Source organism: Methanosarcina sp. (assembly GCF_035390745.1).
Taxonomy (GTDB): Archaea; Halobacteriota; Methanosarcinia; order Methanosarcinales; family Methanosarcinaceae; genus Methanosarcina.
Genome location: NZ_DAOOUJ010000094.1, coordinates 1 through 7,890 on the forward strand (window position 1 = coordinate 1; position 7,890 = coordinate 7,890).

General features: G+C 40.2%; 5 protein-coding genes. 4 read left to right on the top strand and 1 reads right to left on the bottom strand.

The genetic code is table 11. The features are described from left to right. Positions 1 to 122 precede the first annotated feature (122 nt). Both PLL47_RS13995 and PLL47_RS14000 read left to right on the top strand, forming a co-directional pair. The gene (locus PLL47_RS13995) at positions 123 to 2,234 is read left to right on the top strand and encodes a DUF2341 domain-containing protein (protein ID WP_324447063.1); all 2,112 of its coding nucleotides are present in this window, start codon (positions 123 to 125) and stop codon (positions 2,232 to 2,234) included. 274 nt (positions 2,235 to 2,508) lie between these two features. Beyond that, positions 2,509 to 3,126 (top strand): flavodoxin family protein, encoded by a 618-nt coding sequence (locus tag PLL47_RS14000; RefSeq protein ID WP_324447064.1) that lies wholly within the window; start codon positions 2,509 to 2,511, stop codon positions 3,124 to 3,126. Between the two features lie 80 nt (positions 3,127 to 3,206). Here the strand turns inward: PLL47_RS14000 and PLL47_RS14005 are convergent, their stop codons facing one another. Further along, on the bottom strand, positions 3,207 to 3,884 hold the full coding sequence (locus PLL47_RS14005; protein ID WP_324447065.1) for a pentapeptide repeat-containing protein: 678 nt from the start codon (positions 3,882 to 3,884) through the stop codon (positions 3,207 to 3,209). A 482-nt stretch (positions 3,885 to 4,366) separates the two neighbouring features. On the opposite strand from PLL47_RS14005, the gene PLL47_RS14010 reads away from it, so the two are divergent. Continuing rightward, positions 4,367 to 6,796, top strand: coding sequence for a PAS domain S-box protein (locus PLL47_RS14010; protein WP_324447066.1), 2,430 nt, complete (start codon positions 4,367 to 4,369; stop codon positions 6,794 to 6,796). Between the two features lie 78 nt (positions 6,797 to 6,874). Beyond that, the coding region (locus PLL47_RS14015) for a PAS domain-containing sensor histidine kinase (protein ID WP_324447067.1) at positions 6,875 to 7,890 on the top strand (1,016 nt) is incomplete at its 3' end.

Here is a 7,890-nt window from a genome sequence, read left to right on the forward strand (position 1 = left end):
ATTATAGATGGTATCGATTATAGATGGTATCGATTATAGATGGTATCGATTATAGTTTTAATAATGTCTTGATAATATTTTTTATTGTTTTTATTCAAAAGGGTTAAAAGAGGCTGCTAAAAATGAAAGAAAGACTGATCACGTGTGGGATTATTTCTATTTTTTTCTTTGTTCTGATTACTGGCTTTGTCGCGGCGGCTGAGACTGATTCAGGGTCTCTATCAACAACAAATAATCTGGAAGGCAACTCCCGGGATATTATAATTACTGAAAATTCCGGAGAAAATCTAACAAATTATCAGGTTCCTATTTTTCTGAATTCTTCTAACTTCAATTTCTCACAGGCAAAAGCAGATGGCTCTGACCTGCGTTTTTCTTCCAGAGGAAAAACACTCAGTTACTGGATCGAATCCTGGGATCCGGAAGCTGAAGAAGCTCTTATCTGGGTAAAAATTCCTTCTCTTCCTGCAAACAAGGATACTAAACTTCTTATGAAATATGGAGATCCTGAGGCAGAGGCAGTGAGTAATGGAGACAGGACCTTTGAGTTCTTTGACGATTTTGAGGGAGACGAGCTCAAAGGGTCTTTATGGAATTCCGAAAGTGCAGGTGGAGGGCATGTTGATGTGAAAAACGACACATGTTACGTGACAGCTCCCGCGCCTCATGCTTATGATTCATCCCTTATCTACAGTAAGAAAACTTTTGGTATTAATTCCATGTTTATGGTCAAAAGAATGAAAGTCACCACAGGAAGAGATAAGAGAGGTCCTCTGCTGGAACAGGGTTTCATAGATCAGATTACCAGCAAGAAAAACAAAATTATTCACGAAACCGAATTAGCCAATGAGAGTAAGGTGAGCTGGGAGACAGCTTACAGGAAAGAGAGGTATAATTCCTTTGACAAAACTGATACAGGAGTTTCTGAAGGGCAATGGTACACTTCAGGAATCGCCTGGTACGAAGAAAACGATACACGCCACATAGCCTGGTTTAAGAATGGAATTCGGGATGCAAAGATGGATTATTCTTCAAATGAATATATCACTAACTTCCCCATGCATGTCTATCTTTATGCGGAATCTTATTCTGATGCCTCAAAGAACACAGGATACATGGCTGTGGACTATGCTTTTGTCCGCCAGTTTGTTGAATCCGAACCAACTGTCAGCTTTTCTTCTGATAAAATAGAAACTGAAATCTCTGCCGATGATAATACTTCCGGGACTGATAATGTTTCTGAATCTGAAACCACTCCTTCTGAATCTGAAACAGCCCATGAAACTGAAACTGATCTTCCTGAGGTTTCAGCTACTGAAGAAACCCCTGAAGATACAGTTACAGTACAGGAAAGCCAGAGTGGAAATGAGACTCAAACCCGGGGAACTCTTTTCCCTGAATACCATGTTAATGTTTCCGGAATCAAACTTTCTTCCCCATACAGGTTCGAGTTCCCCGTACTTTTTAAGGATCTTAAAGCCTCAAGGATTGATACTATTTTCCTGAGTTTGAACGGTCCGGATGTCTGGCAGTATGAGCGTTTTGTGAAAGAAGCTCATGACGAAGGATTTTCAGTCTATGCAGTGATTCTGGAAGATTTCAATTGTACATCAGAACTGGCTACCAGCACTTCCCGGTCTTCACTGAATGCTATACTTGATTATAATGAGAAGTCACTTGCACCTTTTGATGGAATTAATATTTACGTGAAAAGTTCTCCTGTTTCCGGTAATGAAGACAGTTGTATGGACTATACACCTCTTTTTGAGCTTGCAAGTAAAAGAGCCGGAGAAAATGTATCTATATCAGCAAGCCTCCAGCCCGGTTATGCCGCATCAGAGATTAAAGATATTTCTCCTCTTGTAGACTTCTTCATTGTCAGGGCTTATGGCCGCGGGGCTTACCTTAACTCTACATCGAATATTGTAGATACTATTGCACCCGAGATGGGTGAGATAAGAGGTGCGAATTCAAGTGGAATAATTGAAATTTCCGCGGAAGAAGGATTTGAAGATAAGCTCTCTATACAGAATCTTTTTGCCAGTTTTGAAGAGTACTATAAAGAAGATTCGGCTTTTACGGGAGTTTCGATTTCCAATTATGATACATACAAAGACCTGCTTGATGATGCCGGTTCCGAAGAGAAGAAGTTCTCACTGCCGGGATTTAATGTCTTCTCTGGACTGGTTGCAGGGTTAGGAGCGTTTGCTTCTCTTAGAGTGAAGAAATTGTGAACCAGTATCAGGAAATGAATATCTGAAAGGGAAACAATAAAATGGAGTAGAAAAAGGAAAAAAGTATAAAAGTAAAAAACTTTTTTTCTTTCTCTGTTTTCTCTTTTTTCTCTTTTCTCTTTCTCTCTTTCTCTTTTTTCCGTTTTTTCTTTAGCTTTTTTTTGAACTTGTTTTCATATTGACTGGCTTATTTTTTTAAATAAGAGAAACGTTTTTATCCTGATTTATCGTTTATACTTTTGTGTAAAAATGTTTAGTATTAGATCTTTAAAATTTGAATGGGGGTTCTAGCATTAAAGTACTCGGATTGGTGGGAAGTCCTAAAGTCGATGGCAATACCGCAAAACTCGTGAATGCAATTCTCGAAGGAGCTAAAGAAAATGGAGCAGAAACCGTAATTTATAATCTTTCTTCTCTTAATATCAAAGGCTGCGATGCCTGCCACAGGTGCCAGGAGAATGGCTACTGCTTTATAGATGATGATATGCAGGAACTTTATCATCAAATCGAGGAAGCTGATGCTGTTGTACTCGGCTCTCCCGTATATATGTGGCAGATGACAGCCCAGACAAAACTCCTTATTGACCGCATGACAGCTTTCTTAAGACCAAATTTCTCCAGCAGGCTTGATAATAAAAAACTAATTCTTGTCTTTACTCAGGGACTTCCGGACATGGATGCCTTTAAACCCTATTTCGAGTACACAGCGGGTCTTCTTTACTATCTGGGCTTTGATGTTCTGGAGACAATCGTTGCAGCTGGTACGGATAATGTTGAAGTTACCTACAGTCTGCTGGAAAAGTCAAGGGATCTCGGGAAACTGATCTCGGCTTCGCATCTTCCAAATCCGAGGTACAGAAGAACCGAGTCAAGCCTGACACAGTCGATATAAAATTTAACTTTTTTCCATTTACTTTTTAAATTTTTTCTTTTTCGAACTTATCTACTTCTTCCACTTTTTATAATCTTTTTTTATTTATCAGCTCCCTGAAAAAGAGAAGGATACTTCTCTTTCAACGGTATCAGGATCTCTTCATCCAGTTTTGCATTATGAAGTGTTTTCACTTTAGAAAGCTGGTCGATGGATAGGTGATGAACTCCTGTAAGGTTAGCCCCTTTAAGATCAGCTTCTTGAAGCTCAGCCCTATGGAGATTGGCTTTGTGAAAATCAGATCCACAGAGCCTGGCGCCTTTTAAGTTAGCTTCCTGAAGATCTGCTTCCTGAAGGTCCGCTGCATAGAGATCAGCTTCTTCAAGATCAGTTCCCTGCAGGTTAGCTCCTTCAAGATTAGCCACCTGAAAATTAGCCTTTCTGAGGTTAGCTCCTTTGAGATTAGCCAGATGAAGGTTAGCCAGTTGAAGGTTGGCTCTTTCAAGGTTAGCCTCTTGAAGATTAGCTTTCATAAGGCAGGCTCCCTGCAGATTTGCTTCCTGAAGATCAGCCCCTTGAAGATCTGCTCCTTTTCCGTCAAGAAGGTGAGTATCTGAAAGGTTGGCTCCTCGAAGGTCAGCTTTTTTAAGGTTAGCTCCTCGAAGGTCAGCCCCTTCAAGGTTAGTTTTTATAAGGTTAGCTTCCTGAAAATCCGCTCCTTGAAGTTCAGCCCCTATAAGATTAGCTCCCTTAAGGTGTTTTCTCCCCAATATGTCCATAAAATAAATCTGCTCTAAATAAAAATAAACATTGCTATTCCGTAAAGATATCTTCTACTTGTCAGATTATGGTGGTATTTTTCCTGTAACTTCAACTTCAGATCATATTTTAGAGTTATGTCTTGTTTTGAATTGCTGATCAATTTATAATTCCTTAGAACAGCTTAAACTCAAATTTTTTTATGTTAATAGAAGTGTTTTTTCATAGTCCTGTTAAGTCGTTTCATTTCGCAGATAGATCACGACATCCCACGATCTGGAATTTTCATTATTTAGTGCCTCTGGAATGCATTAATTAAACGCAAAAATTCGTTAGAGTTCTTCAAACTGGAATAGAGAAGGTTACAAACTTATCTGAGGAATTTAAAAACGAAAACTAAATAATTTAACAAATTATAAATATAGCATTATACTAAAAGAATATTGAAAGCTATTTACAAAGAGAGACACGGGATTTTGATCACGGGGATTAACTGAAAAACATGACCGAAGAGTATCGCAGCTATACCGCCGAGCTTATAGGCCTGCCGGAAAAACATCATGAAGGTTTTGAGAACCTTGTTGACGAACTGCCTCTTGGCATACTTTCATGTGACAGGGAGGGAAATATTACCGCAATAAATGATTTTCTGTTGAACCTTCTGGGGTCTCCTTCCGCTGATTTTACAAAACAATTTAACATGCTGACTTTTCCACCTCTTGTTGAATGCGGCATATCTGCTATTATTGAAGAAACACTTACAACAGGCAGGAACTCTTCTATAGAAACAGCTTACCGGTCGCTCTGGGAAAAGGAGCTTTTTCTGAATTTCAAGGTCTTTCCTCGAAAGGATGAGAATGGACTCATATACGGGTGCTATGCTATTATTGAAGACCTTACCATTAAAAATAGAGAAACAGCCGAACTTGAACTCAGCAAACGCAAGGACAAACTGATATCACAGATATCTGACCGGTTTATAAATAGCAAGTTCAAAGACATTGACCGGGAAATCAATAAGACCCTGGAGGATCTTGCAAAATTTATCGGTGCGGACCGTTCATTTCTGTTCAGTGTTGTTGAAGACACAGAATACATCATTAAAACACATGAATGGCTTGCAGATGGGGTAATCTCCAGAATACCACTCAATGAAAAATGGGATACGAAAAAAATTGTATTTGAACGGCTTAATAATTTTCAGATTGTCAATATTCCTGATGTGAATAAAATCCCGAAAGAAAAAGAGCAGCTAAAAAAGATGCTGCAGGATCTGGGGATAAAATCCGTTGCAATGATCCCTCTTTCACTCTATGGTACATTCAAAGGCTTCATTGGAGTCGATTCCAAAAAAAAGGTGCATAACTGGGATTATAAAGAGCTCAATGTTCTGAAAATTGCCGGCGGCATGATAGCAAATGTCCTCGAACGCAAAAATACCGAATCGATGCTGCTTAAAAAAGAACAGGAATATGAAAAGATTGTTAATTCTCTGGACACAATAATCTGGAAAGCTACTTTTGATAAAGAAGGAAATGCACTGGATACCTATATTTCCAAATCTGTGGATAAAGTAATGGGACTTCCACCCGGAACCATAGGAACGGACTGGAATACATTTTTTGCACATATCCATCCGGAAGACAGGGAAAAAGTGAGGGAGGCACTTGAACAGGGTTTCAAGCAGCATGGCAGTCTTCTCTATATCGATTACAGACTGGTCTCAAATGACGGTAAACCTGTCTGGATAAATACCAGAGGGTCCTTCCATTACCTGAAAGATGGGGCCTTTCTCGGATACGGGACGTCAGCTAACATCACCGATAGAAAAATGGCTGAGGAAGAGGTAATTCGCAGTGAGAAACGGTACCGTTCCCTTATAGAACAATTAGGTGATGCTGTTTTTGTTAGTAATCTCGAAGGACAGATACTGGAAGTCAACGACAGTGCCTCTAAAATGCTCGGATATTCAAAGGAAGCTTTGCAGAAAATGAATGTTCATGACCTGTTGATCCCGGAACGCCGAAAGAATGGATTGGAAGCGATAAATAGATTAGAAGTTGAAGGGACTGTACGGGGCGATACCAAATATCTCACTGCAAACGGGGACATTATTGATGTAGAGATAAGTGCGAGGCTCCTTGAAGGATGTTCTGGCTTGTCCCAGGCAGTTGTCAGAGACATTACACATCGTAAGCAGATGGAAAATAAACTGCGTGAAAGTGAAGCTATTCTGAGTGAAGTCTGCCGGATCGCAAGAATTGGCGGGTGGGAGATTGATTTAGAGTCCGGTGTGGTCACGCGGACCCCTGAAATATTAAGGATATATGAAAAAGATCTTCCTGCTGATTTGAAGAGTGGTCTGAGCATTTATCTTACAGGCTCAAGAGAGATTCTGGAAAAGGCAATTAATGATGCTGTAGAAAAGGGTGAATCATATGAGCATGAACTGGAACTTATCTCAGCAAAAGGCAAACATAAATGGGTCAGAGCAATTGGGCGTCCGGTAATACAGGATGGAAAAGTCATAAAATTAATCGGTACACTGCAGGACATAACAGAGCAGAAAGAAGCCCAGGATGAGCTTAAGCGCAATGAGGAAAGATACAGGGCACTTTTCGAACAATCAAATGACGCTATATTCCTGAACCGGCTTGATGGTCAGATAGTTGAAGTAAACGAAAAAGCATGTGAGATTTTCGGATACACAAAGGAAGAATTACAGACAAAGAGTGTGGTAGATCTCCTGCCTCCTTACCTGAGAGATGCCGGCAATCTGGCGTTGGAGAAATGCAGAAAAAACAGGTTCATTCATATCAATACAGTATACCAGAAAGCTAATGGTGAGATCTTTGATGCAGAAGGCAGTTCCAAGGTTCTTGAAGGATACCCTGACCTTGCTATTGCCGTTGTGAGAGATATCAGTAAGTAGAAGAGGGCAGAAGAAAAGATAGCAAGAAGTGAGATAAAATACAGAAGTCTTTTTGAGCAGTCGAATGATGCCATAATAATTCACGACTTTAATGGAAAGATACTCGAAGTAAATAAAATGACCTGTGAAATATTAGGTTATAATGAACAGGAACTAAAGCAAGAATCGATAATAGATCTGTTTTCGCCAGAATACAGGGAAAAAGTCAGGTCCGCAATGACAGAAGTAAAGACAACAGGTTCTACACGCAAAGAAACCAGAATGATACGATCAGATGGAACTCCCATTTTTATGGATTTTAACGTTTCACTGCTCCAGACCCAGGACAACACTATCCAGGCAGTGGGAAGGGACATTACCGACCGTATTCGGGCGGAAGAAGCTATGATCTATGCCAGGATAGAAGCAGAAACTGCCAGCCGCACCAAGAGCGAATTCCTTGCCAATATGAGCCATGAACTGAGGACGCCTCTGAATTCTATCATCGGCTTTTCGGACATCCTGTTTGAGAGAGTTTTTGGGGAACTCAACGAAAGACAGTTGAAATATGTTAGTAACATCTCTACTAGCGGAAAACACCTCCTGGGGCTTATAAATGATATTCTTGACCTCTCAAAAGTAGAAGCCGGAAAAATGGAACTTCACTACAGCGAGTTTTCTATTGATTCTGTTTTCGAAGAGGTGAAATCCACTCTCTCACCCCTTGCCCATGCTAAATCCCTTAAAATAGACTTTATCGCAGAACCAGGGTTTGGAAGTATTCAGGCAGATAGAAGCCGTCTTATACAGATCCTTTACAACCTTGGGAGCAATGCTATCAAGTTTACGCCGGAAAAAGGAAGTATCTCTGTCAACTGTAAAAAAAGCGGGGGCAGAGCAATTTTTTCAGTTACGGATACTGGAATAGGCATTTCTCCTGATGATCAGAAAAAACTTTTCCAGCCCTTTACTCAGATCGATTCCTCATCTTCCAAACAGTACTGCGGGACAGGGCTCGGGCTTGTTCTTGTGAAGAAACTTGTGGAACTTCACGGCGGGGTCATCCGGGTTGATAGTGAAACTGGAAAGGGGAGCAACTTTACATTTGAATTACC

Coding starts and splice junctions, on each gene's coding strand:
- PLL47_RS13995 (WP_324447063.1), top strand. CDS start 123: ATGAAAGAAAGACTGATCACGTGTGGGATTATTTCTATTTTTTTCTTT.
- PLL47_RS14005 (WP_324447065.1), bottom strand. CDS start 3,884: ATGGACATATTGGGGAGAAAACACCTTAAGGGAGCTAATCTTATAGGG.
- PLL47_RS14010 (WP_324447066.1), top strand. CDS start 4,367: ATGACCGAAGAGTATCGCAGCTATACCGCCGAGCTTATAGGCCTGCCG.